The 26,776-nt window shown below is 70.5% G+C and carries 26 protein-coding genes; 22 read left to right on the top strand and 4 right to left on the bottom strand.

Annotated features, from left to right (window positions below):
• The 11 genes from QZ433_RS09235 to QZ433_RS09185 form a co-directional block, all read left to right on the top strand.
• Window positions 1-209, top strand: a 209-nt coding sequence (locus tag QZ433_RS09235) for a DUF559 domain-containing protein (protein ID WP_295782317.1), incomplete at its 5' end; no start/stop codon positions are given.
• 107 nt (window positions 210-316) lie between these two features.
• Window positions 317-1,294, top strand: coding sequence for a 4-hydroxy-tetrahydrodipicolinate synthase (gene dapA / locus QZ433_RS09230; protein WP_295782315.1), 978 nt, complete (start codon window positions 317-319; stop codon window positions 1,292-1,294).
• A gap of 106 nt (window positions 1,295-1,400) precedes the next feature.
• Entirely contained in the window at window positions 1,401-3,077 is a 1,677-nt protein-coding gene (locus QZ433_RS09225; RefSeq protein WP_295782311.1) for a ribonuclease J, read from the top strand.
• Window positions 3,078-3,165: 88 nt separating this feature from the next.
• Window positions 3,166-3,657 carry a GNAT family N-acetyltransferase gene (locus QZ433_RS09220; protein WP_295782309.1) on the top strand — a complete coding sequence of 164 codons (492 nt, stop codon included), beginning with the start codon at window positions 3,166-3,168 and terminating at the stop codon, window positions 3,655-3,657.
• Window positions 3,658-3,707: 50 nt separating this feature from the next.
• Window positions 3,708-6,422 carry a DNA translocase FtsK gene (locus QZ433_RS09215; RefSeq protein WP_295782306.1) on the top strand — a complete coding sequence of 905 codons (2,715 nt, stop codon included), beginning with the start codon at window positions 3,708-3,710 and terminating at the stop codon, window positions 6,420-6,422.
• Window positions 6,422-7,009: a CDP-diacylglycerol--glycerol-3-phosphate 3-phosphatidyltransferase gene (pgsA, locus tag QZ433_RS09210; protein WP_295782304.1), complete on the top strand. Its 588-nt coding sequence runs from the start codon at window positions 6,422-6,424 to the stop codon at window positions 7,007-7,009. The genes QZ433_RS09215 and pgsA overlap by 1 nt, the downstream gene beginning before the upstream one ends.
• Window positions 7,006-7,533, top strand: coding sequence for a CinA family protein (locus tag QZ433_RS09205; protein ID WP_295782301.1), 528 nt, complete (start codon window positions 7,006-7,008; stop codon window positions 7,531-7,533). Before pgsA ends, QZ433_RS09205 begins: the two co-directional genes overlap by 4 nt.
• Before the next feature lie 172 nt (window positions 7,534-7,705).
• Window positions 7,706-8,014, top strand: a complete 309-nt coding sequence (locus QZ433_RS09200) for a helix-turn-helix transcriptional regulator (RefSeq protein WP_108319449.1) — start codon at window positions 7,706-7,708, stop codon at window positions 8,012-8,014.
• A gap of 10 nt (window positions 8,015-8,024) precedes the next feature.
• On the top strand, window positions 8,025-8,249 hold the full coding sequence (locus QZ433_RS09195) for a DUF3046 domain-containing protein (protein WP_295782295.1): 225 nt from the start codon (window positions 8,025-8,027) through the stop codon (window positions 8,247-8,249).
• Window positions 8,250-8,515: 266 nt separating this feature from the next.
• Window positions 8,516-9,571, top strand: coding sequence for a recombinase RecA (recA, locus tag QZ433_RS09190; RefSeq protein ID WP_295782293.1), 1,056 nt, complete (start codon window positions 8,516-8,518; stop codon window positions 9,569-9,571).
• A gap of 281 nt (window positions 9,572-9,852) precedes the next feature.
• A complete protein-coding gene (locus QZ433_RS09185) occupies window positions 9,853-10,395 on the top strand; it encodes a regulatory protein RecX (protein ID WP_295782290.1) in 543 nt (180 codons plus the stop codon).
• A gap of 37 nt (window positions 10,396-10,432) precedes the next feature.
• Here QZ433_RS09185 and QZ433_RS09180 read toward each other — a convergent pair whose 3' ends face one another.
• Window positions 10,433-13,045 (bottom strand): LuxR C-terminal-related transcriptional regulator, encoded by a 2,613-nt coding sequence (locus QZ433_RS09180; protein WP_295782287.1) that lies wholly within the window; start codon window positions 13,043-13,045, stop codon window positions 10,433-10,435.
• A 156-nt stretch (window positions 13,046-13,201) separates the two neighbouring features.
• Between QZ433_RS09180 and miaB the strand changes: the two genes are divergently transcribed.
• From miaB to dapF, 4 genes are all read left to right on the top strand, one after another.
• Entirely contained in the window at window positions 13,202-14,749 is a 1,548-nt protein-coding gene (gene miaB / locus QZ433_RS09175; protein WP_295782285.1) for a tRNA (N6-isopentenyl adenosine(37)-C2)-methylthiotransferase MiaB, read from the top strand.
• On the top strand, window positions 14,746-15,678 hold the full coding sequence (gene miaA / locus QZ433_RS09170; RefSeq protein WP_295782283.1) for a tRNA (adenosine(37)-N6)-dimethylallyltransferase MiaA: 933 nt from the start codon (window positions 14,746-14,748) through the stop codon (window positions 15,676-15,678). The genes miaB and miaA overlap by 4 nt, the downstream gene beginning before the upstream one ends.
• Entirely contained in the window at window positions 15,675-16,115 is a 441-nt protein-coding gene (locus QZ433_RS09165; RefSeq protein WP_295782281.1) for a GNAT family acetyltransferase, read from the top strand. The genes miaA and QZ433_RS09165 overlap by 4 nt, the downstream gene beginning before the upstream one ends.
• Window positions 16,116-16,188: 73 nt before the next feature.
• Window positions 16,189-17,043: a diaminopimelate epimerase gene (gene dapF / locus QZ433_RS09160; RefSeq protein ID WP_295782279.1), complete on the top strand. Its 855-nt coding sequence runs from the start codon at window positions 16,189-16,191 to the stop codon at window positions 17,041-17,043.
• Window positions 17,044-17,097: 54 nt separating this feature from the next.
• Here the strand turns inward: dapF and QZ433_RS09155 are convergent, their stop codons facing one another.
• On the bottom strand, window positions 17,098-17,742 hold the full coding sequence (locus tag QZ433_RS09155) for a methyltransferase (protein WP_295782277.1): 645 nt from the start codon (window positions 17,740-17,742) through the stop codon (window positions 17,098-17,100).
• Between the two features lie 86 nt (window positions 17,743-17,828).
• Here QZ433_RS09155 and hflX point away from each other — a divergent pair, with 86 nt between their 5' ends.
• Window positions 17,829-19,346, top strand: a complete 1,518-nt coding sequence (gene hflX / locus QZ433_RS09150; RefSeq protein ID WP_295782274.1) for a GTPase HflX — start codon at window positions 17,829-17,831, stop codon at window positions 19,344-19,346.
• A 70-nt stretch (window positions 19,347-19,416) separates the two neighbouring features.
• Here the strand turns inward: hflX and QZ433_RS09145 are convergent, their stop codons facing one another.
• Entirely contained in the window at window positions 19,417-21,327 is a 1,911-nt protein-coding gene (locus QZ433_RS09145; RefSeq protein ID WP_295782271.1) for a prolyl oligopeptidase family serine peptidase, read from the bottom strand.
• Window positions 21,328-21,393: 66 nt separating this feature from the next.
• Entirely contained in the window at window positions 21,394-22,083 is a 690-nt protein-coding gene (gene lexA, locus QZ433_RS09140) for a transcriptional repressor LexA (protein WP_295782269.1), read from the bottom strand.
• Window positions 22,084-22,339: 256 nt separating this feature from the next.
• Between lexA and QZ433_RS09135 the strand changes: the two genes are divergently transcribed.
• Genes QZ433_RS09135 through QZ433_RS09110 form a run of 6 tightly spaced genes read left to right on the top strand, consistent with a single transcriptional unit; the run spans window position 22,340 to window position 26,733 of the window.
• Window positions 22,340-22,690 (top strand): LysM peptidoglycan-binding domain-containing protein, encoded by a 351-nt coding sequence (locus tag QZ433_RS09135; RefSeq protein WP_295782266.1) that lies wholly within the window; start codon window positions 22,340-22,342, stop codon window positions 22,688-22,690.
• A gap of 56 nt (window positions 22,691-22,746) precedes the next feature.
• A complete protein-coding gene (locus QZ433_RS09130) occupies window positions 22,747-23,841 on the top strand; it encodes a histidinol-phosphate transaminase (RefSeq protein WP_295782264.1) in 1,095 nt (364 codons plus the stop codon).
• The gene (gene hisB / locus QZ433_RS09125; protein ID WP_295782260.1) at window positions 23,838-24,452 is read left to right on the top strand and encodes an imidazoleglycerol-phosphate dehydratase HisB; all 615 of its coding nucleotides are present in this window, start codon (window positions 23,838-23,840) and stop codon (window positions 24,450-24,452) included. The genes QZ433_RS09130 and hisB overlap by 4 nt, the downstream gene beginning before the upstream one ends.
• Window positions 24,449-25,096 carry an imidazole glycerol phosphate synthase subunit HisH gene (gene hisH, locus QZ433_RS09120; protein WP_295782257.1) on the top strand — a complete coding sequence of 216 codons (648 nt, stop codon included), beginning with the start codon at window positions 24,449-24,451 and terminating at the stop codon, window positions 25,094-25,096. The genes hisB and hisH overlap by 4 nt, the downstream gene beginning before the upstream one ends.
• 46 nt (window positions 25,097-25,142) lie before the next feature.
• On the top strand, window positions 25,143-25,889 hold the full coding sequence (priA, locus tag QZ433_RS09115) for a bifunctional 1-(5-phosphoribosyl)-5-((5-phosphoribosylamino)methylideneamino)imidazole-4-carboxamide isomerase/phosphoribosylanthranilate isomerase PriA (RefSeq protein ID WP_295782254.1): 747 nt from the start codon (window positions 25,143-25,145) through the stop codon (window positions 25,887-25,889).
• Window positions 25,873-26,733 carry an SseB family protein gene (locus QZ433_RS09110; protein WP_295782251.1) on the top strand — a complete coding sequence of 287 codons (861 nt, stop codon included), beginning with the start codon at window positions 25,873-25,875 and terminating at the stop codon, window positions 26,731-26,733. The genes priA and QZ433_RS09110 overlap by 17 nt, the downstream gene beginning before the upstream one ends.
• The last annotated feature ends 43 nt before the right edge of the window (window positions 26,734-26,776 follow it).

The following is a 26,776-nucleotide window of genomic DNA, read 5'->3' as shown; positions in this document are numbered from 1 at the left end:
ACTTCGTCCTCGACGGGTGGATCATTCTGGAGACCGACGGGCGTGAGAACCACGACGGGGCGTCGCTGCGCCACAAGGACCTCCGCCGCGACGCCCTCGCTGCAGCTCAGGGGTTCACGACTCTCCGGTTCGATTACGCAATGGTCCTGTACGAGTGGGATCTCGTCGAGGCCGCCGTCCTGGCACGGCGACGTGGTCGACCTGCATGACGGACCGCGGGATCGGTCGTCGACGGCGCCCCTCTGTTCATTCGTGTCACACCGATCGTGCACATCGGTGCCGGGGACGGCGCGTCGTGAACCGATAACCTGGGAGCATGACGCACTCCGGCAATCCCTTCGGTCAGGTGCTCGTCGCGCTCATCACCCCGATGACCGCCGACGGCGAGGTCGACTGGCCCGCCACCGAGAAGCACATCGACGACGTCATCACGGCCGGTGCCGACGGCATCGTCGTGACCGGCACCACGGGCGAGACCTCGACGCTCACCGACCCCGAGAAGCTGCGTCTGGTCGAGGTCGGAAAGAGCGTCTCCTCCGGCCGCGCCAAGATCATCACCGGCGGCGGGTCGAACGAGACCGCCCACGCGATCGAGCTGTACAAGGCCAGCGAGAAGGCCGGCGCCGACGGCATCATGATCGTCACGCCGTACTACAACAAGCCCACGCAGGCCGGCATCCTGACCCATTTCCGTCTCGTCGCCGACGCCACCGACCTGCCGGTCATCCTGTACGACATCCCCGGTCGCACCGGCGTGCCGATCAAATACGAGACGATCCTGCGTCTGGCCAAGCACCCCAACATCCTCGCGATCAAGGACGCCAAGGGCGACTTCAGCGAGGTCAGCCGTGTGCTCAACCAGACCGACCTGATGTACTTCTCCGGCGACGACGCCAATGTGCTGCCGCACCTGTCGATCGGGGCGTCCGGGCTCATCGGTGTGACCGCGAACATCGCCGCCGCGCCCTACCGGACGATCGTGGATGCCGTGAACGCCGGCGATCTGGCCTCGGCCACCGCCGCGCACAAGGGCCTTGAGCCGCTCGTGCGTGCCGTCATGACGCACGTGCCCGGCACCGTCGCGGCGAAGTACATCCTGCACGGCCTCGGCCGTATCGGCAGCCCCCGCGTCCGCCTGCCCCTGGTCGGGCCGGAGGAGTGGGAGGCGGCTGTCATCGAAGACGAACTGGCGCTCGTGAAGAACGTGGCCGGAGCCGACTTCTCCAACTTCCGCCCCGACCGCAATGCGGCCGCCGGCGGCGCGCTGCCGAAGGTGCACGGCACGACGAGATGAGCATCGGCGTCCGCCGATCCACGGCCCGGGACGCCACACCACAGGATGCCGGGTAGCGGCATCCGAGACGAAGGGATGCCGCCCCGCGGCATCCGAGGAGGCTCCAATGCCCACGATCCCCTACGACCCGCCGGCGCTCGCCGCCGGCACCCTCCGGGTCATCCCGCTCGGCGGCCTCGGCGAGGTCGGTCGCAACATGACCGTCTTCGAATTCGACGGCAAGCTGCTCGTCGTCGACTGCGGCGTGCTCTTCCCCGAGGAGCATCAGCCGGGTGTCGACCTGATCCTGCCCGACTTCGAGCCGATCCGGCACCGCCTCGACGACATCGTCGGCGTCGTGCTGACGCACGGTCACGAGGACCACATCGGCGCCGTCCCCTACATGCTCAAGCTCAAGGGCGACATCCCTCTCATCGGCTCGGGCCTCACGCTCGCGCTCATCGAGGCCAAGCTCAAAGAGCACCGCATCCGTCCCTACACGCTCACCGTGGCGGAGGGGCAGCGCGAGCAGGTCGGTCCGTTCGACCTCGAGTTCGTCGCCGTCAACCACTCCATCCCCGACGCCCTCGCCGTCGCCATCCGCACGCCCGCGGGTCTCGTGCTGGCCACCGGCGACTTCAAGATGGACCAGCTGCCGCTCGACGGGCGCATCACCGACCTCCGCGCGTTCGCCCGCCTCGGCGAAGAGGGCGTCGACCTGTTCCTCGTCGACTCCACGAACGCGGACGTCCCCGGATTCACCCCCACCGAGCGCGGCATCGGTCCCGTCCTCGATCAGGTGATCGCCAAGGCGCCGCGTCGCGTCGTCGTGGCCAGCTTCTCGAGCCACGTGCACCGCGTCCAGCAGGTGCTGGACGCCGCGCACGCGAACGGGCGCCGTGTGGCGCTGCTCGGTCGCAGCATGGTGCGGAACATGGGTATCGCGGCCGATCTCGGCTACCTGAATGTGCCGGACGGCGTGCTCATCGATTACAAGAAGGCGCGCGACCTGCCCGACGACAAGATCGTCTACATGTCGACCGGATCGCAGGGCGAGCCGATGGCCGTGCTGAGCCGGATGGCCAACCTCGACCACGCGATCGAGCCCGGCGAGGGCGACACGATCATCTTGGCGTCCAGCCAGATCCCCGGCAACGAGAACGCGATCTACCGCGTCATCGACGGTCTCACCAAGCTCGGCGCGACCGTCGTCCACAAGGGCAACGCCAAGGTGCACGTCTCGGGTCACGCCGCGGCCGGCGAGCTGCTGTATTGCTACAACATCCTCAAGCCCAAGAACGTCCTTCCCGTGCACGGCGAATACCGTCACCTCATGGCGAACGCCAAGCTGGCGCGCGAGACCGGCATCCCCGAGAAGAACACGATCCTCGGCGAGAACGGCACGGTCGTCGATCTGCGCGACGGCGTCGCCGAGGTCGTCGGTCAGGTCGACATCGGTTTCGTGTACGTCGACGGCTCGTCGGTGGGAGAGATCACGGATGCCGATCTCAAGGACCGCCGTATCCTCGGCGAAGAGGGCTTCATCTCGGTGATCGTCGTCGTCGACTCGGCGACCGGCAGAATCGTCTCGGGCCCTGAGATCCACGCTCGCGGCTTCGCCGAGGACGACAAGGTCTTCGACAGCGTCAAGCCCAAGATCGCCAAGGCGCTCACCGAGGCCGCATCCTCGGGCGTGCGCGACAATCACGCCCTGTCCCAGGTCGTCCGCCGCACCATCGGTCGCTGGGTCAATCAGTCGCTGCGCCGTCGTCCGATGATCGTCCCTCTCGTCATCGAGGCCTGAGCCCTCCGTCGAAGCGCCGCGGGTCCGCCCGCGGCGCTTCGTCGTTCCGGGATCCGCGGCGGTGCGCGCTGGTCGCTATCATGCGGGCATGTCCGCTCTCCCGATCCGCGCGGCTGTCCGATCCGACGGAGCCTTCCTCGCCGACATGACGGTCGAAGCCGCGACCTGGCGCGCCGGAGCCGTCCGCCCACGCCACGAGGTGCTCAGCAGCCCCGAGCACAGCCGCTACATCGCCGGGTGGATGCGTCCGGGCGACGCGGGCTTCGTCGCGGAGTCGCCCACCGGGGAGTCCATCGGGGCCGCCTGGTATCGCATGCTCCCGCGCGACGAACCGGGCTTCGGGTGGGTGGGGACGGGCGTGCCGGAGCTGATCATCGGGGTGCGTCCCGTCTGGCGCGCGCACGGGACCGGGCGCGCGCTGCTCCAGCGCCTCGTGGACCACGCGCGCAGCCAGGGGTTCGCCCGCATCAGCCTGAGCGTCGAGCGCGACAACTACGCCGTGTCGCTGTACCGCTCCGAGGGCTTCGCGGTGGTGCGGCGGGGGATCGGGCGCGACGTGATGGTGAAGCGACTGCGCTGAACCCCGCGTCGGTCCGAGCGAATGTCGGCGGTCCCGCCTACCGTGGAGGGATGGCCCGCACCTCGTCACCGTCCGGCGGTCGCGCCCCCGCGAAGGGGTCGACGCGATCCAAGGCCTCTGCTCCGGCGCCCAAACGCTACGTCGACGAGCCCGAGAAGCCCCCGGTCGCCGTCCGGGCGTGGATGGCCGTCGCTCACGGGGTGGGCGGCATGTTCCGGGCCTTCGGTCCCGAGACGCTCGAGCGCGAGCAGCGACGCGACGGTTTCCCGTTCTTCCTCGTCGTCCTCGCCGTCCTCGGTGCGGTCGTGGAGTGGTTCTTCATCGGGACGGATGCCGCGGCCCTCATCAGCGCCTACAGCTTCGGCGCCCTGGTGGGTCGGGTCGCCTTCGTTCTGCCGGTCCTCCTGCTGCTGCTGGCCGGGTGGTTGTTCCGGCACCCCGCGTCCGTGCATGACAACGGGCGTGTGGGCATCGGTTTCGGACTCTTCGTCGTCACGGTCGCGGGCTTCTGCCACGTCGCGAACGGCGGGCCCGCGCCCAACGAAGGTCTTCCCGTGCTCAGCCTGGCCGGCGGGATCTCGGGCTGGATCGTCGGCGAGCCGCTCGCGACGGTGCTCACCGACATCGGGGCCTACATCGCTTTGTCCCTCCTCGCCGTGCTGAGCGTCCTGATCCTCACCAAGACCCCGCCCAATCGCATCGGACGGCGCCTCGGAGACCTCTATGCCTGGATGTTCGGCGCGGAACGCGTCGAGCGTCCCGACCCGGCGACGAAGGTCCTGTCGACCGACGACGATGACGCGCCCGAGAAGTCGTTGCCGTGGTGGCGACGCAACAAGACGGGCCGAGAAGAGGAGTCCGACGGGTCGCTCGGCTCCCATGACCTCACCGAGCTGCTCTCGCCCGGGAAGCCCCAGGGCGGATTCGACTCTCCCGTCGTGGCGCCCGAGCCGGTGGCCAAGCCCGCCGCGCTCACGCCCCCGCCCGTGCCCCCCGCCCCCGCGTCCGAAGCGCTCACCGAGGTGTTCGACGCGCGCGCTCTCGCCGGAGCCGCGGCCGGCCGCGGTCTGCACGACGACTCTCCGCTCGTCGCGGCCGAGGAGGCCGACGACCTGCCGGGCATCTCGGGGCTCGGCGGCGACCACGCCGGGGCGCCTCCGTCCGCGAACTACCGGCTGCCCTCGGTGACGGCCCTCGCCGCCGGCACGCCGCCCAAGGAGCGGTCGGCCGCGAACGACGCCGTCGTCGCGGCGATCGAGAGCGTCATGCAGCAGTTCAAGGTCGATGCGCGCGTGACCGGGTTCTCGCGCGGACCGACCGTGACGCAGTACGAGATCGAGGTCGGTCCGGGCGTCAAGGTCGAGCGCATCACCGCGCTCACCAACAACATCGCGTACGCGGTGGCCTCCAATGAAGTCCGCATCCTCGCGCCGATCCCCGGCAAGAGCGCGATCGGCGTCGAGATCCCCAATGCCGACCGCGAGATCGTGACGCTGGGTGACATCCTGCGCTCCGAGGCGGCGACGTCCTCGACCCACCCCATGACGATCGGCGTGGGCAAAGACGTAGGCGGCGGCTTCGTCGTCGCAAATCTCGCGAAGATGCCCCACCTGCTGGTGGCCGGTTCGACCGGTTCGGGAAAGTCCAGCTTCGTCAACTCGATGATCACGAGCCTGCTCATGCGGGCGAAGCCCTCCGACGTCCGCATGGTGCTGATCGACCCCAAGCGTGTCGAGCTGACCTCGTACGCGGGCGTCCCGCACTTGATCACCCCCATCATCACGAACCCCAAGAAGGCCGCCGAGGCTCTCCAGTGGGTCGTCAAAGAGATGGACATGCGCTACGACGACCTCGCGTCGTTCGGATTCCGTCACATCGACGACTTCAACCGCGCCGTGGTCGCGGGGGAGCTCCAGCTGCCCGCCGGCAGCGAGCGGGTGCTCAAGCCCTACCCGTACCTCCTCGTCGTGGTCGACGAGCTCGCCGACCTCATGATGGTCGCGCCGCGCGACGTCGAGGACTCGATCGTGCGCATCACCCAGCTCGCCCGTGCCAGCGGCATCCACCTCGTCCTGGCGACGCAGCGCCCGTCGGTCGACGTGGTCACCGGCCTCATCAAGGCGAACGTGCCCTCGCGCCTCGCCTTCGCCGTGACGAGCGTCACCGACTCCCGCGTGATCCTCGATCAGCCCGGCGCCGACCGCCTGATCGGGCAGGGCGACGGGCTGTTCCTCCCGATGGGTGCTTCTAAAGCTCTCCGCGTTCAGGGGGCGTGGGTCAGCGAACAGGAGATCGAGAAGGTCGTCGCGCACGTCACCCAGCAGGCGCGACCCGAATACCGTTCCGATGTCCAGGCCGCGGCCGAGAAGAAAGAGATCGACGCCGACATCGGCGACGATCTCGAGCTGCTCCTCGCGGCCGCCGAGCTCGTCGTCTCGACGCAATTCGGCTCGACCTCGATGCTGCAGCGCAAGCTGCGCGTCGGCTTCGCCAAGGCGGGCCGCCTGATGGACCTGCTCGAATCCCGCGAGATTGTCGGGCCCTCCGAGGGGTCGAAAGCTCGCGACGTGCTCGTCACCAACGAGCAGCTGCCGGCCGTCATGGCCCGCCTCCGCGGGGACGACGCGCCGCCGGCCGCCGAGGTGGCGGACGACGACCGGTACGGTGAGGACCCGATCGAGGCGCAGTTCGACGGTCTGCCCGTCGTGAACGCGGATGACGACGAGGGCTCCGAAGACGCGTGGCAGCTGACGGGACGCGACTGATGGCCGTTCACCCCCAGCTGCCCAACGCGATCACCATCGCGCGCATCCTCTGCGCCCCGGTATTCCTCTGGCTGCTCCTCGCCGATGCCGGCGCCGGCGGCGGGCTGCGCTGGGCCGCTGCGGTGCTGTTCATCGTCGCGATCGCCACGGACGGGGTCGACGGCTACATCGCGCGTCGGTACCGGATCGTGAGCGACCTGGGCAAGCTCCTCGACCCGATCGCCGACAAGGCCCTGACGGGGGTCGCATTCGTCGGACTCTCCATCCTCGGCGAGCTGCCGTGGTGGATCACCATCGTCGTGCTGATCCGAGAGATCGGCATCACGGTGTATCGCTTCGTCGTTGTCAGCGACCACGTCCTCGCCGCGGCCTGGATGGGCAAGCTCAAGACGGTGTTCCAGGCGATCGCCCTCTCGATCGCTCTCCTCCCCTTCGCGGGACTCTCGGACGCCCCCGCCTGGCAGTCCGGTGTGTGGTGGGCGGGGGTCGTCACCATGACCATCGCGGTGATGCTGACGATCGCCTCCGGTATCGACTACGTCGTCACCGAGGTCCGTGCGGCGCGCAGGAGCCGAGGCGCTCGGTGATCGACGGCATCCCCGAGGACCTGGACGAGACGCTGGTGCGCACCCCGCGCGAGAGCGCGGCACTGCTCCTGGATCGGCTCGTCGAGCTGGGCTGGACGGTCGCCGTGGCCGAGTCGCTCACCGGCGGTCTCGTCGTGTCGTCCCTCGTCGATGTGCCGGGCGCCTCGCGCACGGTCCGCGGGGGCGTGGTCGCCTACGCGACCGACCTCAAGCACGGGGTGCTCGGCGTCGATCAGGCGCTTCTCGACGCTCACGGCGCGGTGAATCCTCGCGTGGCGCGTCAGATGGCGAGGGGAGTGCGCGACGTCCTCGGCCGCGACGGCGTCTCCGCTGATGTCGGCATCGCCACGACCGGCGTCGCCGGTCCCGACGAGCAGGACGGTCAACCCGTGGGGACGGTGCACATCGCCGTCTCCACTCCTCTGGGCACACGAGTGGACTCCCTCGTGATCGCCGGCGACAGGGAGCGGATCCGGCGAGAGACCGCCCATCTCGCGATCCGGCGGGCTCTCGCGGCGCTGTGATACTTCGACGCCGAAGTGTTCCAACCCGAAGGGGGGAACAAATGATGGCAGATCCCGGTTTCGTTGTGCGATTCCCATCCGGTGCTCAGCGCGCGGCATTAGGGTGACCACAGACGGTGTTTCACAGTTGTCCAACCGGACACGACGGAATCAGCAGTGAGGAGGGCCCCAAATGATCCTGGTTCGTCAAGAGATCGGAGAAGTCCTGCGTGACCTCCGCCAGCAGAAGGGTCGCACCCTCCGCCAGGTCGCGAGCCGCGCGAGTGTCGCCCTGGGCTACCTCAGCGAGGTCGAGCGCGGTCAGAAAGAAGCATCCAGCGAGATCCTCGCCTCTGTCGCCGAGGCGCTCGACGTGCCCATCTCGACCATCATGCGTCAGGTCGGTGACCGTCTCTCGGTTCTCGAGGGGCTGCAGACCTTCCCCGATGTGGTCCCCGACGAGCTCGTCGCGGCCGTCGAACCCGAACTCTCGCTCCGCTGAGTCCCGCCTCGTGCGTCGAAGCGAGTTCGATCGCGCTGTCGCCGACGAGTTCGGCGCGCGCGGAGGTTCCCTGTTGACCGATCTCGTTCTGTCCGCCGTGGGTGGGCGGACGAGCGTCGACGCCCTGGCGGCGGGTGTCGCTCCGCGCGACGTGTGGCTCGCGCTGTGCGCGGAGACCGACGTTCCGGAGAACAGGCGCTACGGCGTCGGCCGACTGGAGCCGCGTCGCTCCTGAGCGCGTCGGCGTCGCGTCTTTCGGTAGTCGCGGAGATCTTCTCGGCGTGTCGTCGAACCTTCGTTCGATTCGGGCGTAGTGTCCTTCCCAGCGGAGTGTTCGTGGCATCCATCCCCATCCGGGGGAGCTTTCGAACCCAATGTCGGAGGTCCTCCCTAACGTGGGGAACGTCGAACGACACTCTGAACGCCTTGTCGGGCACCCCCACCGTCGGTGGGACCGCGACAGCCTATAGGCGACCGGAACGCGAGCAGAAAGAAGACGTCATGCCCTCACCCGCAGACCGCGAGAAGGCCCTCGAGTCGGCCCTCGCCCAGATCGACCGGCAGTTCGGAAAGGGCTCGGTCATGCGACTGGGCAGCGACGACCGTGCGCCGATCGAGACCATTCCCACCGGCTCCGTCGCCCTCGACGTGGCGCTCGGCATCGGCGGTCTTCCCCGCGGCCGCATCATCGAGATCTACGGTCCGGAGTCGTCGGGTAAGACCACTCTGACGCTTCACGCGATCGCCAACGCGCAGCGTGCCGGCGGCATCGCCGCGTTCATCGACGCCGAGCACGCGCTCGATCCCGAGTACGCGAAGAAGCTCGGCGTCGACATCGACGCCCTGCTGGTGTCGCAGCCCGACACCGGTGAGCAGGCGCTCGAGATCGCCGACATGCTGATCCGTTCCGGTGCCATCGACCTCGTCGTCATCGACTCCGTCGCGGCCCTCGTCCCCGAGGCCGAGATCAAGGGTGAGATGGGCGACTCGCACGTCGGTCTGCAGGCTCGCCTGATGTCGCAGGCCCTGCGCAAGCTCACCGGTGGGCTCAACACCACCAAGACGACGGCCATCTTCATCAACCAGCTACGCGAGAAGATCGGTGTCTTCTTCGGTTCGCCCGAGACCACCGCCGGTGGAAAGGCGCTGAAGTTCTATGCGTCGGTCCGACTCGACATCCGCCGCATCGAGACGCTGAAGGACGGCACCGAGGCGGTCGGCAACCGCACGCGCGTCAAGGTCGTCAAGAACAAGATGGCGCCGCCCTTCAAGCAGGCCGAGTTCGACATCCTCTACGGCGTCGGTATCTCGCGCGAGGGCAGCCTGATCGACTTCGGTGTGGAGCACGCGATCGTCAAGAAGTCGGGCGCGTGGTACACCTACGAGGGCGAGCAGCTCGGTCAGGGTAAAGAGAACGCGCGCAACTTCCTCATCAAGAATCCCGACATCGCCGCCGAGATCGAGTCCAAGATCAAGACCAAGATGGGCATCGGCGGACCCGGCGCGGCCGAGGCCCCCGCGGCGGACGACGAGCTGGCCGCGCGTCGCCCCGCCTGATGACGGCACCAGACGGTCGGGATCGTCACTCCGGCGCCACGCCGGGTGACGGTCCCGACGGCCTCGCTCCCGTGATCCCGCTTTTCGGCGATCGCTCCGTACGGCCGACGGTGGCGGTGCCACGCGGCGACGGCGGCGCGCGGGCCAGGGCTTCCGTCGATCATTCGGACGCGGACGACTGGCACCCTCCGGTGGCGTCCGGCCGACGAACCCGCCCGCTGGCGCCGGTCGAGCCTGCGTCCTCCCCACATAAGGGGTTCCGCTCCTCCGAAGACGAGCTGGTGAGCGCAGAGCCGTCGGTCGAGCAGGTACGAGAGAGCGCTGAGGCGGTTCTGCTGCGCAAGCTGCGGTCGCGGTCGCTGTCGCTCAGCGAGGCGCGCACGGTGCTGCGCGGGGTCGAGGGTGTCGACGAGATCATCTGCGAAGAACTTGTCGATCGATTCGTCGACCTGGGTTACCTCGACGACGTCACTTTCGCCGAGCAGCTCGTGATGTCGGCGATGGACAAACGCAAAGAGGGCCGACGTGTCGTCGCCGAGACGCTGCGCAAGAGGGGTATTCCCCGCGACGTGGCCGAGGCGGCTCTCGAGGCGCTGCCCGACGACGACGCGGAACGCGCGTTGGAGTTCGCCCGGTCGAAGGTCCGAGGCGTGGAGGGCGTCGAGTACGACGCCGCTCTCCGTCGACTCTCCGGTCAGCTCGCTCGCCGTGGGTATCCCTCGTCGGTGGCGCTTACGGCCGCCCGCACGGCGCTCGGCGAGGCGGGCATCGGGCGCTCGTACGCGCGGCCCACCTCGGGCGTCCGCTTCACGCCGGACGACTGAGCTCGCGCAGAGCGGCCGCTCGAGCCCGTTTCCCTGTTCAGGGTCTCGGCGCTCGCGCATCCCCGCCCGGACGTATGGCGTCCTCGGCGGGGCGTGAACGCGCGCCCACCGTGGCATCGCCGCGGTGGGCGGCACCGGCCGCGACGAGGCGTCCGAGTTCACGCCGGGTTGCGGCGCCCACCTTCATCCGCGCCTGATAGACGTGCGACTCGACGGTTCGAATGGACAGGAACAGGCGCGTCGCGATCTCGCGGTTCGTGAGGCCCTCGTTCGCCATCAGGGCGATCTCCCGCTCGCGGGCAGTGAGTTCCTCGCCGCGGTCGGCGGTGTCGCCCCGCGGGGGAAGGGGCGGGACCGGCACGACCGGGCCGACGGTGAGACTGTCGCCGCCGGACCACAGGGCATGCAGTCGCAGCTCGTCCACGAGTGCGTCATCGTCGTCCTGGGGGTGAGTGACAGCGCGGCGCACGGCTTCGGCCGCGATCGGCAGATCCGTCGTCGCGGCGAGCTGGACGAGCTCATCGATCTCGTCCGTCGACGCGATGCCGAGGGTCGCGAGCCGGGAGAGGTCGCGGATGCGCAGCGCGGCCGCGGCGGTACCGCGCGTCAGCTCCGCGGCAGCACGCGCCGTCGCGCGAGCAGCCTCAGGACTGCCCTCTGCCACCCGCACGGTGGTCTGCACGTACAACCTGCTCCGTTGAACGAGGGCGGCACCGCGATCGTCGACATGAGCGATGATCGCTCGCGCCTCGTCGAGTCGTCCCGCGAGGGCGAGCTCCTCGGCGACGCCGAGCTCGATCATCGCGGTCGACATGGCCGCGACGGCCGCGGGCTCACGCGAGAGCGCGGAGGTGAGCTCGCGCGCGGATTCGACAGGGCGCCCCGCGCCGGCGTAGGCGATCGCTCCCGCCGCTCCGGCGCGCGTGAGTTCGGCCGCATCGCCCTCACGGGCCGTCATCGCCACCTCGGCGGTGAGACGCGCGCGCACGGATGCACCGTCTGCTCCCGCGATCTGGTGTCCCGCGAGCATCGACATCACCGCAGCCATCCGCTCCCGGGGGCCGATGCCGTCCGCGCGGCGGCGTGCATCAAGTGTCCGCTGCACCTCGCGGTAGTAGTGCTGGGCGACCTTCCATCGGCCGCGGTAGGCCTCGGCGGTGCCGGCCGCCACGGTCGCGCGCAGGCGGGCGGCCGGCGACGCGTCGGTCTCGGCGGCGGCGCGCGCAGCGGCCTCGGCCGCCCGTGCGCAGTCGAGCTGGGCGCCCGCGCGGAGCGCGTCGGCGAGCAGCCCCTCGACGCGTGCGTCGGCGTCGGTCGCCGACGACGAGACCGAGGGCGCGCCGCGTCTCTCGGCGGCAGCGCGTGCGATGCGTCGACGGGCGCCGAGGTCGATGTCCCCGTCGTTCTCGGTGGGTCCGGATGCCGCGAGCTCTGCCTCGAGCCGCAGTGCGGGGTCTTCCTTCGCGCGCAGACCGCGCAGCGCGTGCGCGACGGCGTGCGCGGTGTCGCCCCGGTCGTTGGCGGCCCGCGCACCGGCGAGTGCCACGCGCACCCGGGTGGATGGGGGATAGGCGTTCTCGTCGGACTCGGCGCCGTGGCGGTGCCACCGCTCCGAGACGGCGACGGCGATGGGATGACTCCACCATTCGTCATCCTCCGCCAGCATCCGTGAGCCGGCGGAGCGGATGAGCTCGTCGACGTGTGCGGTGCCCAGCTGGCGCCGGGCCTCTTGGGCGACGATGTCGTTCACGGTCAGACGACGCTCGCTCGACGCGTCGGCGTGCAGCAGCCCACTCGCCAGGAGAGCGTGCACGCTCTCGGCGCTGAAGAGCCGCGTCGCGGCCGCGAGCTCGAGGTGGGGCAGGCGCAAAACGCCCGCCAGGCATTCCAGGTCCGGGCGCGTGATCTCCGCGACGTGACGCTCCAGCGCGACGGCGAGTCTGCTGTCCCGGGCGATCGCGCGCAGAGGACTGAGCGGATCGCGACCGGCACGGGCGGCGCCGGTGGCCTCGAGGACGAGCTGACGCAGCAGGGCGCGCGACCCGTCCGCGCGCCACGCGAGCGCCGCGCGCGTCGCGCTGTCGAGGAGCGGCGCGTCGGGGAAGAGGTCGATCATCCGGAGGGCGTCGTCGTCCGACAGCTCGCGCAGGTCGACACGGCGCAGGATGCCATCCAGCCACAACCCCAGTACGGCGCGCCGCACCTCGTTCGCGTCGTCGCCGAGGTCGATCGCGCGCGGTCGGGCGGTGCGCATCGCGAAGATCACCGTCGTGCGGCGCGTGGCCACGGCACGCTCCAGCGCCCGCACGGATGCCGTGTCCAGCGCATCGACGTCGTCGACCACGATGACGCCGTCGACGACGGCGTCGCCGGTCAGCTCGCGCACGTCGTCGAGGCAGGGATCGCCGGCCGCGTCGAGAGCGCCGTAGGGCACCCGCGTCAAGGCGGAGCACGGCCGGACGACCGCGGTCCGCGTCCCGGTCCGTTGCAGCTCGGCGGTGATGGCCCGCAGTAGATAGCTGCGCCCGCAGCCACGCGGCCCCGCGATCAGCAGCGACGTGCCCGCCCGCGCGCTTTCGGCGAGCGAGACGGCATCCCGATCCGCCCCCACCAGATGACCCGACGGCACCGTCGGTCGTTCGTTCCCCATGTACAGCTCCCCCCGGAGTCACCCGTCAGGTTCGACGGGCGGCGCACAGCTCCAACATAGCGAGGTGTGCCGGGCAGGTGTCCAGCCCCCCTCGAATCCGCATCGGTCCGGGGCCGGAGGCGGGTGTCGGAGGCGCCGTTTAGACTGGCATCCATCATGACGACCCCCGTTTCCACCCCCACACTGATCGCGCCGTCCGCCGCCGCGCAGGGCGATGCGGGACCCCGCACCTACGAAGTCCGCACCTTCGGGTGCCAGATGAACGTGCACGACTCGGAGCGACTGTCCGGGTCGCTCGAGAGCGCGGGGTACGTTCGTGCCGAGGCGGGGATCGAGGCCGACGTCGTGGTGATCAACACCTGCGCCGTGCGCGACAACGCCGCCGGCAAGCTCTACGGCACGCTCGGCCATCTCAAGTCGCGCAAGGACGCGCACGAGGGCATGCAGATCGCGGTCGGCGGCTGCCTCGCGCAGATGGACAAGGACGCGGTTCAGCAGAAGGCGCCGTGGGTCGACGTCGTCTTCGGCACGCACAACATGGGCTCGCTTCCCGGCATGCTCGAGCGCGCCCGCCACAACGGCGAGGCCGAGCTCGAGATCCTCGAGTCGCTCGAGATCTTCCCCTCCACTCTGCCCACCAAGCGGGATTCGGTCCACAGCGGTTGGGTGTCGATCTCGGTCGGCTGCAACAACACCTGCACGTTCTGCATCGTTCCGAGCCTGCGCGGCAAAGAGAAGGATCGTCGTCCCGGCGACATCCTCAACGAGATCCGCCTGCTGGTCGACGACGGCGCGATCGAGGTCACGCTCCTCGGCCAGAACGTCAACTCCTACGGGGTCGAGTTCGGCGACCGTCTGGCCTTCGGCAAGCTGCTGCGCGCCGCGGGTGAGATCGAGGGGCTCGAGCGCATCCGCTTCACGAGCCCCCACCCGGCCGCCTTCACCGACGACGTCATCGCCGCGATGGCCGAGACCCCCGCCGTCATGCCGCAGCTGCACATGCCGCTGCAGTCGGGTTCGGACCGCATCCTCAAGGCGATGCGCCGTTCGTACCGCAGCGAGAAGTTCCTCGGCATCCTCGACCGGGTGCGCGAGCGGATCCCGAACGCGGCGATCACGACCGACATCATCGTCGGCTTCCCCGGAGAGACCGAGGAGGACTTCGCCGAGACCATGCGCGTGGTCGAGGCGTCGCGCTTCTCGAGCGCCTTCACGTTCCAGTACTCGATCCGCGAGGGCACACCCGCGGCCACCATGGCGGACCAGGTTCCCAAGGCGGTCGTGCAGGAGCGCTTCGAGCGACTCATCGCCCTTCAGGACCGCATCTCGGCCGAAGAGAATCAGAAGCAGCTCGGCCGCACTCTCGAGGTGCTCGTCTCGACGGGCGAGGGCAAGAAGGACGCCGAGACCCACCGCCTCACCGGTCGCGCCGAAGACAACCGCCTCGTGCACTTCGAACTGCCCGCCGGCTCGGCCGTGCCCCGCCCCGGAGACGTGGTCTCGGTGACCGTGACGCACGCTGCGCCGTTCCACCTGCTGGCCGACGCTCCCGACGGCGCGCCGCTTCGCATCCGCCGTACCCGGGCCGGTGACGCGTGGGACCGCTCGCAGGCGGAGTCGTGCGGTGTGCCGACGCCCGCGGGGGACGCCGGTGCGACGCGGGCCGTCTCGCTCGGGCTGCCCACGCTCCGCGTCGGCGTGTGACCGCCCCGGCCCTGTGGGCCGTCGTCGGGGCGACGGGCACCGGCAAAACCGGGCTCTCGCTCGACCTGGCCGAGACCCTCGCCGCGAACGGCCGTCCCGCCGAGATCGTCAACGCCGACGCGATGCAGCTGTACCGCGGGATGGACATCGGCACGGCCAAGATTCCGGTCGGCCAGCGACGCGGCATCCCCCATCACCTCTTCGACGCGCTCGCGGTGACCGACGAGGCCGCGGTGGCCTGGTACCAGGATGCCGCCCGCACGGCCATCCGCGCGATCCACGACCGCGGTGCGGACGCGATCCTCGTCGGGGGATCGGGACTCTACATCTCGAGCGTTCTGTGGGATTTCCGCTTCCCTCCGAGGGATGAGGCGTTGCGCGCCCGGCTCGAAGCGGAGCTCGAGAGCGAGGGGGCGGGCGTCCTCTTCCAGAGACTCCGCGCGGCTGATCCCGTGGCGGCGGCGAACATCGATCCGCGCAACGGTCGACGCGTGGTCCGCGCCCTCGAGGTGCTGGCGCAGGGCGGCGAGACCCACGGCGGCGCCCTTCCCGAGGCCCCGCAGTGGTGGCATCCGTCGACGCGCATCCTCGCGACGCAGGTGGAGCGCGCGCAGCTCGTCGAGATGCTGGACGCGCGCGTCGAGGACATGTGGGCGGCGGGACTCGTCGACGAGGTCGAGCGTCTGCGCGGTGAGGGCCTCGAGCGGGGTATCACGGCGTCGCGCGCGATCGGCTACGCCCAGGCGCTCGCGCAGCTCAAGGGCGAGATCACGCGCGACGACGCCGTCGCGCAGACCCAGGCGCTCACGCGGCGCTACGCACGACGGCAGGTGTCGTGGTTCCGACGCTACGCCGACGCGCGGTGGGTGGACGCCCGAACCACGGATGCCGCGCAGCTCGTGCGCGCGGCAGGAGGTGAAGACGCATGACCATCGGCATCCGCGCTTTCGCGCCCTCCGACGAGGACGCCGTCGTGGCTCTATGGGAGCAGGCGGGACTGACTCGTCCGTGGAACGACCCGCGCGCCGACATCCGGCGCAAGCTGACCGTGCAGCCCGAGCTCTTCCTCGTCGCGGTCGACGACGGCAGCGTCGTCGGCAGCGTCATGGCCGGGTACGACGGCCACCGCGGATGGCTGTACTACCTCGCTTCGGCGCCGTCGCACCGCGGGCGCGGCGTGGGGCGCGCGCTCGTGGCCGAGGCCGAGAGGCTGCTCGAGCAGATGGGCTGCCCCAAGGTGCAGCTCATGGTGCGCCCCGACAATGCCGGAGCCCGCGGTTTCTACGACGCGCTCGCGTACGAGCCGTTCGAGACGTGGGCGACCGGCAAGCGCCTGATCGTCGACGGCCCGGGGCGACCCGCCTGAGGCCATGGGCACCGGCGGGGCGCCACGTCCCGGCGTCCGACTGAGCCGAAGAGGGGTCCCTAGACTGGATGCCATGTCCTCTCTCGCGTTCACCAAGGGTCATGGCACCGGAAACGACTTCGTGGTGGTGGCCGATCCCGACGGCGAGCTCGACCTGTCCGACGCCCAGATCGCGGCGTTGTGCGACCGTCACTTCGGGATCGGCGCCGACGGCCTGCTGCGTGTCGTGCGCTCGGCCGCGCTCAGCGAGGGCGCGGAGGCCGCGGCATCCGGCGCGGAGTGGTTCATGGACTACCGCAACGCCGACGGGTCGAAGGCCGAGATGTGCGGGAACGGCACGCGCGTGTTCGCGCGCTACCTCACGGACACCGGTCTGGCCGCGATCGAGGCGGGCCTGCGCATCGGCACCCGGGCGGGAGTGAAGACCCTCACGCGCAGCGACCGCGGTTTCGAGGTCGATCTGGGCGCTTTCGCCGTGGACGCCGCCGAGACCCTGGTGCGCGCCAAGGGCCTGAGCGTCGCACGCCCCGGTGTGGGCATCGACGTCGGCAACCCGCACGTGGTGGTCGCCCTGTCGTCGGATGCCGAGCTCGAGGGGCTCGACCTGACGTTCCAGCCCGTGCTCGACCCCGCGCCCCGCCATGGCGCGAACGTCGAGTTCGTCGTCCCGGCCGATCCGCTCGTGCGCGACGGCGTCGGAGCGATTCGTCTGCGCGTGTTCGAGCGCGGCGTCGGCGAGACGCTCAGCTGCGGCACGGGCGTCGCCGCGGCGGCTCTCGCGGTGCGTCACTGGGCCGGGGCTGCGGCACCCGACTCCTGGATCGTCGACACCCCGGGTGGAACTCTGGGCGTTCGAGTGTCCGAGGGCCACGTGTACCTGTCGGGGCCGGCATCCCTCGTGTTCACGGGCGAGGTCGCCCTCGCCTGAGAGCCCGGCAAGACCGGGGCGGCTGCGCGTGGCATCCCACGCCCCGTGCCGCGGTCAGCGGACGATGTCGATGAGCTCGCTCGGCGGTGAGCCGTGTCGGCGCACGCGCAGCACCCGGAAACCGCGACCGGTCGCGGCTCGCTGCACGCCGTAGCCGTCGGCGAAGGTCGCGGCGAGCCACCGCTGCAGCGAATCGGAGCCGAGATTGCGCTGGACGACGAACCAGCCGTCGGAACGCTCCGACAGGCGGGGGATCCAGTGCTGCAGCATGCCGTGCAGCTCGTTCTTGCCGACCCGGATGGGCGGGTTCGAGCGGATCGTGCGGAACGTGACGTCGTCGGGAACATCCTCGGGTCGGACGGCGTTGACGTTCATGAGGCCGAGTGACTCGGCGTTGCGCCTCACGAGATCGAGGGCGCGCTCGTTGACGTCGACCGCCCACACGGTCGCGCGCGGTGACCCGAGCGCGAGAGAGATCGAGATCGGACCCCACCCGCATCCCAGGTCGAGGAAGTTCCCGCCGGCGGGCGGGGGAGGCGTATTGGCGAGCAGCACCGACGTGCCGGCATCCACGTGGTCCGGACTGAAGACGCCGCCCGCCGTGACGAGCTCGAGTTCACGACCGGCGAGCGTCGCACGGATGCGGCGGAGCTGTTCGGGACTCGACGGCGACGCGCTGAAATAGTGCTCGCTCCCCATGCCTCCAGGATATCGGACGGCCGTCGCCCCCACCGGGGCGGATAAAGTGCCAGAACACGCGGGATCGCCCGCGACGAAAGGAACACATGACCGAACAGACCACACCCCCGAGCATCGACGCGCCCGCCGTGGATCCGGTGGACCGCGTGCTCTCGCGCGCCGAAGCGCACCGCGGGGTCCGGGTCTTCGGTGCGGCGCAGGCGCTCCAGGACGCCACGACGGCCTACGGCGGAGACGCCGACGGCGACCAGTGGGATCGCGAGGAGCGCGCCGCACTGCGCCGCGTCGTGGGGTTGTCGACGGAGCTCGAGGACGTCACCGAGGTCGAGTACCGCCAGTTGCGCCTCGAGAACGTCGTGCTGGTCGGCGTCCACCCCCAGGGTGAGCAGGCGGATGCCGAGAACTCGCTGCGCGAACTCGCCGCGCTGGCCGAGACCGCCGGAGCGGTGGTGCTCGACGGTGTGCTGCAGCGTCGTCCCCACCCGGACCCGGCGACCTACGTCGGGCGCGGCAAGGCGGCTGAGCTGCGCGACATCGTCGCCGCCGTCGGCGCCGACACCGTGATCGCCGATACGGAACTCGCGCCCAGCCAGCGGCGTGCGCTCGAGGACGTCGTCAAGGTCAAGGTCATCGACCGCACCACCGTCATCCTCGACATCTTCAGCCAGCACGCCAAGAGCCGCGAGGGCAAGGCGCAGGTCGAGCTCGCGCAGCTCGAGTACCTGCTGCCGCGCCTGCGCGGTTGGGGTGACTCGATGTCGCGTCAGGCCGGTGGACAGGTCGGAGCGGGCGGCGCGGGCATGGGCTCGCGTGGTCCCGGTGAGACCAAGATCGAGCTCGATCGCCGCCGCATCCGCACCAAGATGGCGCTGCTGCGCAAGCAGCTGCGCGACTTCGCTCCCGCCCGTGAGGCGAAGCGGGCCGAGCGCAAGCGGCACACCATCCCCTCGGTCGCGATCGCCGGGTACACCAACGCCGGCAAATCCAGTCTGCTGAACCGCCTGACCAGTGCCGGGGTGCTGGTCGAGAACGCGCTGTTCGCGACCCTGGATGCCACCGTCCGCCGCTCCGAGACAACCGACGGTCGCGTGTACACGTTGACCGACACGGTCGGCTTCGTGCGCAACCTGCCGCATCAGCTGGTCGAGGCGTTCCGTTCGACGCTCGAGGAGGTCGGCGACGCCGACGTCATCCTGCACGTCGTCGACGCGTCGCACCCCGACCCGGCCGCGCAGCTGATGACGGTCCGCGACGTGATGGGCGACGTGAACGCGGACTTCGGTCACGAGATCGTCGTTTTCAACAAGGCGGATCTGGTGAGCGAGGACGATCGTCTGGTGCTGCGCGGACTGGCACCGCAGGCGAAGTTCGTCTCGTCGCGCACGGGAGAGGGCATCGACGAGCTGCGCGCCGCGATCGAGGACGCTCTGCCGCTCCCCGCGGTCGAGGTGCAGGCGGTCGTCCCGTACGACCGCGGCGACCTCGTGTCGGCCGTGCACGAGAGCGGACTCATCGTCGCGCAGGAGCACCGCGAGAGCGGGACGTTCCTGCACGCCCACGTGGGCGCTCGACTCGCGGCAGAGCTGGCACCCTTCGCCGCCTGAGTCCGATCGTCCTGGGCTGTCGAGGCCACGTGAAGGCCCCGCCGACATCGCGTCGGCGGGGCCTTCACCGTCAGTGCGCGGCGGGGCCGCCCGCCAACGCCAGCGGCGGCACCCCCGGGGTGTCGAAACCGAACACCGCCCCGAGGAAGCCGAGCTCGCGGTGGAGCGAGTCGATGACCGTCTCGGCACGGCGGAAACCGTGCCCCTCGCCCTCGTACAGCACGTACGAGTGGGGGACCCGGTGCGCCACGAGAGCATCGCGGATCGCCTCGGCCTGCGCCGGAGGGACCACCCGGTCCTCGGAGCCCTGCAGGATGAGCAGCGGGACGCGGAAGCGCTCCGGATGGCTGAGCGGAGAGCGCTCGATGTAGACGTCCTCGGCCTCGGGCAGCGGGCCGATCAGCCCGTCGAGGTAGCGCGCCTCGAAGTCGTGCGTGTCCTCGGCCAGGGCGCGCGCGTCGCCCACGCCGTAGCGCGAGATGCCCGCGCCGAAGACGTTGGTGGTGGTGACCGCGGCGAGCACCGTCCACCCGCCCGCGGAGCCGCCCGCGATGGCGATGCGGTCGGGGTCGGCGAGTCCCGCCTGGGCGAGGGCGGATGCCGCGGCCGCGACGTCGTCGACATCGACCACGCCCCACTGACCCGCGAGCCGCTCGCGGTACGTGCGGCCGTAGCCGGTCGACCCGCCGTAGTTGACGTCGAGGACGCCGATGCCCCGGCTGGTGAAGAACGCCGTCTTGGCGGACGGGGCCGGGCCCACGTGGGAGGTCGGCCCGCCGTGCACCATCACCACGTACGGGGGACGCTCGCCGTCGGGCGCGACGACATCGGGATTGGTGGGGGCGTAGGCGAAAGCGTGGACGGGACCGTGCGGACCGGCCGTCTCGAGGGCGAGGGCCGTGGGCATCCACCCCGCGGACCATGCGCCGGCGCCACCGGTGACGAGATCGACCTCGCCGGAACCGAGGTCGACCAGCCAGAGGCCCGCACGACCACCGGCGTCCGCGCCCGACACCAGGGCTCGCGTGCCCCGCACGTCGTCGACCGACGAGGTGGCGACCGAGGGGACGGCGAGAGGACGCACGCCGGACGGCGAGATCTCGATGATCTCGTCGGCGCCGTGGGTGCGGACCGCGACCACGCGCCCGTCGTCGGTGGCGCCGAACCACCGGGTGCCGAGCACCCACAGGCCCCCTCCCGTGTCGGCGTCCGCCGGAGCGAGGGGCTGCGCGTCGCCGCCGAGCGGGTGGCGGAACAGGTTCCACCGGCCGTCCGGGTCGTCGGCGTAGAGGAGCTCGTCGTCGGCGATCCACACCGGTTGCAGGGGAGCGCGCTCGGGGCCGCCGGCCACCTGGACGATCTCGCCGGTCTCGAGGTCGGCGACGCGGATGGACGTGCGGTCCCACGGCATGGCCGGGTGATCCCACGCGACCCACGCGAGGCGTCGACCGTCCGGCGAGAGGGAGGGCTGCGCGAGGAAATCGCTGCCCTCGGCGAGCACGTCGACCGTCGGCGACCCGTCGACCGCGATGCGGACGATCGCACGCGCCGGAACGCGGGCGGAGCCGTGCGTCTCTCGCACCGCCAGGAGCACGCCGCGATCGAAGCGCAGACCGCCGTGGCGCACCGCTTCGTCGACGGCCGTGAGCGGGCGTGGCTGCCCGCCCGGGGTCAGCGCGTAGACGCGTTGATCGCTCTTCTCGACGAAGTAGAGCTCACCGTCGGGCGACGCCGCCCACGCACCGCCGCCGTACTCGTGCACGGCCGAGCGGGCGTTGAAGGGAGCGGGGAGGACGGTCTCGGTCCGCCCGTCGGCGCCGCGGCGCTTGACCGCGACGCGACCGGCCTCGCTGGGGACGGACTCACCCCACCACACCTCGTCGCCGACCAGGAGTGCGCCGTCGATGCGCGGCGAGGACTCGGCCACCGCCTCGGCGGTGACGGGGGAGGGCCAGGATCCGAAGGGGAGCGTGCGAGCCATGGCATCCACCCTACGCAGGGGCTCCGACAGCGCTACGGGTCCGACGAGTCGATACCCCGCCGCGCCTCAGACCGTGCGCAGGACGGCGACGATCCGACCGAGGACGACCGCTTCGTCGCCCAGGATGGGCTCGAACGCGCTGTTGCGCGGCAGCAGCCAGGTGTGACCGTCGCGACGACGGAACGTCTTGACGGTCGCCTCGCCGTCGAGCATGGCGGCGACGATCTCACCGTTCTCGGCCGTCGCCTGCGAGCGCACGACGACCCAGTCGCCGTCGCAGATCGCGGCGTCGATCATGGAGTCACCCGACACCTTCAGCATGAACAGCTCTCCCTTGCCGACGAGCTGTCGGGGGAGGGGGAAGATCTCCTCGACCTGCTGATCGGCGGTGATCGGCACCCCCGCGGCGATGCGGCCGACCAGGGGGACCAGGGCGGCGTCCCCCAGCGCAGGTGCCGTGTCGGCGGGGTTCTCGGCAGCGACCCCCGGAAGGTCGATCAGCACTTCCATCGCGCGGGTCTTGCCGGGATCACGTCGCAGGTAGCCGCTGAGTTCGAGCTGGTTGAGCTGATGGGTGACGCTCGACAGCGACTTCAGCCCCACCGCGTCGCCGATCTCGCGCATGCTCGGCGGATAACCGTGCCGGGCGATCGAACGCTGGATGACCTCGAGGATCGCGAGCTGCTTGTCGCTGAGGTTCTTGCGTCGCCGCGTCTGCGGTCGTTCGCGGCCGGCGGCGGTCGTCGCGTCGGTCATCTGGGCTCCCCTCGCGCCGCGGAAAGACGGCGGATCTTCGAATGTCGGAGGTTGGTGATGAGGTCTCCGTGTCGAAACCGTATCCGGTGATCGACGCGGAACGCACGGACCTCCGCGCGTGTCGCGTTCGATTCTTCTGCGACTCACGGATTGTTGACACCCCTGCACTATCGAAGATAGATTCGGAATACAGATTCGCACCCCGGCCTCCCGGCCGAGATCGGGGTGCGAATCTCTCCCCGTCAAGGAGCACACCATGAGCAGCATCGCCCTCACCGCCCCGACCACCCGCCTGCGCATCACCGCCCGCGGGCGTCGCGTCGTGGCGTTCCTGGTCGCCCTCCCGGTCGCCGCGGCGATCGGCATCGCCGCCTTGAGCGGCGGATCCGCTCTCGCCTCCAGTGAGGCGGGCGCCCCCGCCGGCTCCTTCACCGAGATCACCGTCATGGACGGCGAGACCCTCTGGTCGATCGCCGAAGACCTCGCCCCCGGGGTCGATCCTCGCGACGTCGTGGCCGAGATCACGCGCCTGAACGCCCTGCCGGGCGGATCGGTCGCGGCCGGCCAGCGCATCGCCATCCCGGTCGCGTACGCTCCCGCCGACTGAGGTCGCCGCCTGGCGACGGATGCCGCCGCAATCCGGAGAGAGCGTCGCCGCCTACGATGGGTGAGGTGACCGTACGCCTCGACGACCTCCCTCTTCGTGACGATCTCCGGGGAATGACCCCCTATGGGGCCCCGCAGGCAGCCCTGCCTGTTGCTCTCAACGTCAACGAGAACACGCACCCCGTTCCCGCCGAGGTCGCGGACGACATCCTCGATGCCGTCGCCCGTGCTCTGCGTGACGTCAACCGCTACCCCGACCGCGAGTTCACGCCGCTGCGTGAGGCGTTCGCGACCTATCTCGGTCACGGTCTGTCGCCGGAGCAGATCTGGGCCGCCAACGGCTCGAACGAGGTGCTGCAGCACATCCTCCAGGCGTTCGGGGGGCCGGGGCGCACCGCGATGGGCTTCGCCCCCACCTACTCGATGTACCCCATCCTTACGCGGGCCACCGGCGCGCGCTGGATCGCGGGGGAGCGCGAGCACGACTTCACCCTCAGCGCCGACTCCGCCGCCGCGCAGGTGCGCGAGAAACGCCCCGACATCGTCTTCCTCTGCGCGCCCAACAACCCCACCGGCACCCCGCTGCACCTCGATGTGATCGAGGCGGTCTACGACGCCACCGACGGCGTCGTCATCGTCGACGAGGCCTACGAGGAGTTCGCGCCCCGTGACGAGCCGTCGGCTCTGTCGCTGCTGCCGGGGCGACCGCGGCTCGTCGTATCGCGCACCATGAGCAAGGCCTTCGCCTTCGCGGGCGCCCGCGTCGGATACCTCGCCGCCGACCCCGCCTTCGTCGACGCGCTCCGTCTCGTCCGCCTGCCCTATCACCTGAGCGCGCTGACGCAGGCCGCCGCCACCGCCGCGCTCGGCCACGCCGACACGATGCTCGCGATGGTGGACGAGATCGTCGCGCAGCGCGACCGGATCTCGGCGACCGTCGCCGCCCTCGGCTACACCGCGCACGAATCCTGGACCAACTTCGTCCTCTTCGGCGGAGTCGACGATCCGGCCGCGACGTGGAAGGCACTCTACGACCGGGGAGTGCTCATCCGCGACGTCGGCATCCCCCACCACTTGCGGGTTTCGGCCGGGACGGCCGACGAGACCACCGCCTTCCTCGATGCCCTCGCCTCGATAGGATCCCGAGCATGACCGGCCCCGCCACTCCCCGCACCGCCTCGATCACGCGTGAGACGAGCGAGTCGCGCGTCGAACTCGAGCTCGACCTCGACGGGCGCGGCGCGAGCGAGATCTCCACGAGCGTGCCCTTCTTCGACCACATGCTCACGGCGTTCGCCAAGCACTCGCTGACCGACCTTCGCGTGCGCGCGACGGGTGACACGCACATCGATGCGCACCACACCGTCGAGGACACCTCGATCGTGCTCGGACAGGCGATCCGCCAGGCCCTGGGCGACAAGTCCGGCATCGCGCGGTACGGTGACGCGCTCGTCCCCCTCGACGAGGCCCTCGCGCAGGCCGTCGTCGACATCAGCGGTCGTCCGTACCTCGTGCACACGGGCGAGCCGGCGGGCTTCGAGCACCACCTCATCGGCGGCCACTTCACGGGCTCGCTCGTACGTCACTCGTTCGAGGCCATCTCGATCCACGCCGGTCTCACGGTGCACGTACGGGTGGTCGGTGGGCGTGATCCCCACCACATCGCCGAGGCCGAGTACAAGGCGCTCGCCCGGGCTTTCCGGCAGGCCAAGGCCCTCGATCCGCTGGTCGACGGCATCCCGAGCACCAAGGGAGCCCTGTGAGCAAGCCCGTCGTCGCGGTTCTGGACTACGGGTCGGGCAACGTCCACTCCGCGGTCAAGGCTCTCGTCGAGGCGGGGGCCGACGCGCGCCTGACCTCGGATCGTTCACTGCTCCTCGACGCCGACGGTCTGCTCGTGCCGGGAGTCGGCGCGTTCAGCGCGGTGATGGGCGCCCTCGCGTCGAGCCGCGGAGGCGAGATCGTCGACCGCCGACTCGCGGGCGGCCGTCCGGTGCTCGGCATCTGCGTGGGCATGCAGGTCATGTTCGACCGCGGTATCGAACGCGGTACCGACACCGAGGGACTGGGGGAGTGGCCCGGTACCGTCGCTGAGCTGCAGGCCCCGGTGCTGCCGCACATGGGGTGGAACACCGTCGACGTCGGCGAGGGCTCCCGCCTGTTCGAGGGCATCGAGGACGAACGCTTCTACTTCGTGCACTCCTACGCCGCACAGGACTGGTCGCTCGAGGTCACGCCGCCGTTCCCGCAGCCGGCGGTGACGTGGTGCACGTACGGCGCTCCGTTCATCGCCGCCGTCGAGAACGGTCCCCTCGCGGCCACGCAGTTCCATCCCGAGAAGTCGGGCGAAGCCGGCATCCGGCTGTTGTCCAATTGGATCGACGGGCTGCGCGCGACTACTGTGTGACCTCGTGCCCCGGCTCGGCGAGATGCGCCGAGGGGTGCGAGGAGCCATGAACGATTTCGCGTCCACGCCCGAACTGGTGCTGCTTCCCGCGGTCGACGTCGCCGACGGCAAGGCCGTCCGTCTGACCCAGGGCGAGGCCGGCACCGAGACCAGTTACGGCGACCCGGTCGATGCCGCCGCCGACTTCGCCCGGCAGGGCGCGCAGTGGATCCACCTGGTGGATCTCGACGCGGCCTTCGGACGCGGGAGCAACGCGGGCGTCATGCGCAAGGTCATCAAGCAGGTCAAAGGCGTGCAGGTCGAGCTGTCGGGCGGGATCCGCGACGACCGTTCGCTCGAGGCCGCGCTCGAGAGCGGTGCGAGCCGCATCAACCTGGGCACCGCCGCTCTCGAGAACCCGGAGTGGGCCGCCGACGTCATCAACCGTTACGGCGAGGCGATCGCCGTCGGCCTGGACGTGCGCGGAACGACCCTCGCGGCACGCGGATGGACCCGCGACGGCGGCGACCTGTGGACGGTGCTGGAGCGCCTCGAGGACGCGGGGTGCAGCCGGTACGTCGTGACCGACGTCACCAAGGACGGCACGCTGCGCGGTCCCAACATCGAACTGCTGCGCGAGATGACGCAGCGCACCCCCAAGCCGATCGTCGCGTCGGGAGGCGTGTCGAACCTCGACGACATCGCGGCTCTGCGCGAGCTCGTGCCCCTCGGCGTCGAGGGGGCGATCGTGGGCAAGGCCCTCTACGCGGGCCAGTTCACGCTCGCCGAGGCACTGGATGTCGCCGGACACTGACGGCGATCCGCAGGGGTCGCTCGGCGGGGCGCGGGACGACGCGGCGCACCACGCCCGCGATGCGCGTGACGCGGCGCACCACGGCGTGGGCGCGGATTCGGCCGGCGTGCCCTGGGAGGGGCGCCGCTTCGAGTCGAACCGGCACGCGGGCGACGACGGTTCCGCCGACCCGGCCCTGCTCGCCGCTCTCGTCGCGTTCCGTGCGGGGGACGCCGACGCGCGCGCGGTGATCGACGCCTACCGTGAAGCCCGGCTGCTGATCCCGCTCGTCGCCGAGAAGGGCGACCACGGCGTCGGCGCGCACGGCCTCGAGGTCGACAAGACGCAGGAGCTGTCCATCGTCACCGTCGCGGCTCCCGACGGCCGCAAGGTGCTGCCCGTCTTCACCTCGGTCACGGCGATGCAGGCATGGGATGCCACGGCCCGCCCGGTCCCCGCGGATGGTCGACGCACGGCCCTCGCCGCGGCGTCCGAAGACACCGAGCTCATCGTGATCGATCCGGCCTCCGAGACCGAGTTCGTCATCCGTCGTCCCGCCGTGTGGGCCATCGCGCAGGGCGAGCCCTGGGAACCCGCCCACATCTCGCCGACGATCTTCACCGGCCTGCAGCAGAGCATCTCGGGCGAGCTGGCCGTGCTGGACCTCGCCGTCGAGCCCGGCGACCCCACCGGACGGCTGCGCGGTCCCGAGCTGGTCGTGCACCTGCAGCTGATGTCGGGTCTGGGGCAGGAGGAACTGGATGCCGTGCTCGCCCGCATCGCGCGCCGCTGGGCCGCCGACGACCGCATCGCGGTGCTCGTCGACTCCCTGACGGTCAAGCTGCACCGCAGCGCCGACGCCTGACCGCCGCTCGTTCGAGGCCATCAGAACAGGGGATGCCACGGCA

Origin of the sequence: uncultured Microbacterium sp. (genome assembly GCF_913776565.1) — a bacterium.
Classification (GTDB): domain Bacteria; phylum Actinomycetota; class Actinomycetes; order Actinomycetales; family Microbacteriaceae; genus Microbacterium.
Note: the sequence above shows the minus strand (reverse complement) of the source record. Positions and strands in the feature narration are given on the sequence as shown.

Coding starts and splice junctions, on each gene's coding strand:
- dapA (WP_295782315.1), top strand. CDS start 317: ATGACGCACTCCGGCAATCCCTTCGGTCAGGTGCTCGTCGCGCTCATC.
- QZ433_RS09225 (WP_295782311.1), top strand. CDS start 1,401: ATGCCCACGATCCCCTACGACCCGCCGGCGCTCGCCGCCGGCACCCTC.
- QZ433_RS09220 (WP_295782309.1), top strand. CDS start 3,166: ATGTCCGCTCTCCCGATCCGCGCGGCTGTCCGATCCGACGGAGCCTTC.
- QZ433_RS09215 (WP_295782306.1), top strand. CDS start 3,708: ATGGCCCGCACCTCGTCACCGTCCGGCGGTCGCGCCCCCGCGAAGGGG.
- pgsA (WP_295782304.1), top strand. CDS start 6,422: ATGGCCGTTCACCCCCAGCTGCCCAACGCGATCACCATCGCGCGCATC.
- QZ433_RS09200 (WP_108319449.1), top strand. CDS start 7,706: ATGATCCTGGTTCGTCAAGAGATCGGAGAAGTCCTGCGTGACCTCCGC.
- recA (WP_295782293.1), top strand. CDS start 8,516: ATGCCCTCACCCGCAGACCGCGAGAAGGCCCTCGAGTCGGCCCTCGCC.
- QZ433_RS09180 (WP_295782287.1), bottom strand. CDS start 13,045: ATGGGGAACGAACGACCGACGGTGCCGTCGGGTCATCTGGTGGGGGCG.
- miaB (WP_295782285.1), top strand. CDS start 13,202: ATGACGACCCCCGTTTCCACCCCCACACTGATCGCGCCGTCCGCCGCC.
- QZ433_RS09165 (WP_295782281.1), top strand. CDS start 15,675: ATGACCATCGGCATCCGCGCTTTCGCGCCCTCCGACGAGGACGCCGTC.
- dapF (WP_295782279.1), top strand. CDS start 16,189: ATGTCCTCTCTCGCGTTCACCAAGGGTCATGGCACCGGAAACGACTTC.
- QZ433_RS09155 (WP_295782277.1), bottom strand. CDS start 17,742: ATGGGGAGCGAGCACTATTTCAGCGCGTCGCCGTCGAGTCCCGAACAG.
- hflX (WP_295782274.1), top strand. CDS start 17,829: ATGACCGAACAGACCACACCCCCGAGCATCGACGCGCCCGCCGTGGAT.
- QZ433_RS09145 (WP_295782271.1), bottom strand. CDS start 21,327: ATGGCTCGCACGCTCCCCTTCGGATCCTGGCCCTCCCCCGTCACCGCC.
- lexA (WP_295782269.1), bottom strand. CDS start 22,083: ATGACCGACGCGACGACCGCCGCCGGCCGCGAACGACCGCAGACGCGG.
- QZ433_RS09135 (WP_295782266.1), top strand. CDS start 22,340: ATGAGCAGCATCGCCCTCACCGCCCCGACCACCCGCCTGCGCATCACC.
- QZ433_RS09130 (WP_295782264.1), top strand. CDS start 22,747: ATGGGTGAGGTGACCGTACGCCTCGACGACCTCCCTCTTCGTGACGAT.
- hisB (WP_295782260.1), top strand. CDS start 23,838: ATGACCGGCCCCGCCACTCCCCGCACCGCCTCGATCACGCGTGAGACG.
- priA (WP_295782254.1), top strand. CDS start 25,143: ATGAACGATTTCGCGTCCACGCCCGAACTGGTGCTGCTTCCCGCGGTC.
- QZ433_RS09110 (WP_295782251.1), top strand. CDS start 25,873: ATGTCGCCGGACACTGACGGCGATCCGCAGGGGTCGCTCGGCGGGGCG.